The sequence below is a fragment of the Psychroserpens sp. BH13MA-6 genome (assembly GCF_052983595.1).
On record NZ_JBRJGE010000039.1, the window covers coordinates 1 to 927 of the forward strand.

The window sequence follows — 927 nt, forward strand, 5'->3', positions numbered from 1 at the left end:
CAACGTAATTGTGTATGATTTGTTGCGGTTTTACAGCTTGCGTATGCAGCTGATGTTCCGCGGGAAAGACGCAAGCTGTTTAGCTCAAATTTTTCCGTTGAGACTAAGATAGTAATTTGTAGGAAATATTCTTCTGCTTAGCCAACAAGAGCAATTAATTATACACTGTGTTAGGTGCAGTTTTTTATTTTATTCAGTCCAATCCATTCGTGTTCAATATCTTTCATTAAAAGTGCATTATCAAATTTTACAGAGCCTTTTGGGAAAATATCTTCATTCTCAAAGAAACTTGATTTTACATTCTCAACTTCTAAAAGGGATACTTTCCAATTATAGGCTTTTAATTCAAGTCCTTCAAAATCATTTTTATCAAGTGAATATCCAACGGAACCTTCTTCAAAGAAATCCGATAGACTTTGCAAGTTTTCAAATATGCTTTCCTTATTCCAAATATTAGTTTCTTTAGCTTTAATTTCTATCGAAGTGTTATCATCACTTACAAATCCTACTTCATAATTTCCATTTACCTCGTTTACCTTAAATTCTGCTAAATGGTGAATTCCTGGAAATATATTCCCACCAGCCAAAGAATTCAATTTAGAAGAAGTATCTCTTCTTGGAATATAAACTCCTTCTTTTGGTATTCCGTTTTCTGACCATTTTACAGCAATTCTATGAGCTCCGTTCTCGGAAGAAATTCCGATTTGTTTAGGTAGACTTTTTGGTCTGATTTCTTTTAATCTTATCAAACAGATTCCCGCAATTCCTTTTCCATTTACTAATTTTGGCTTGAAAGGTTTTGGTAAATAATTTTCCAAGACTTCTTTATCAATTTGGTAATTGATTAAAATTCGTCTGTCGATTATTCCTTTTATTTTCGGTATTCTCATTTGAGTGAGCAAATTGCACCTAACGTAATTGTGTATG

1 protein-coding gene is annotated in these 927 nt (G+C 32.6%); it reads right to left on the reverse strand.

The window, feature by feature from the left end; translation table 11 throughout:
* Positions 1-170: 170 nt before the first annotated feature.
* A partial coding sequence (locus ACU8DI_RS15360; RefSeq protein WP_447113675.1) for a DUF2071 domain-containing protein occupies positions 171-927 on the reverse strand: 757 nt, incomplete at its 5' end.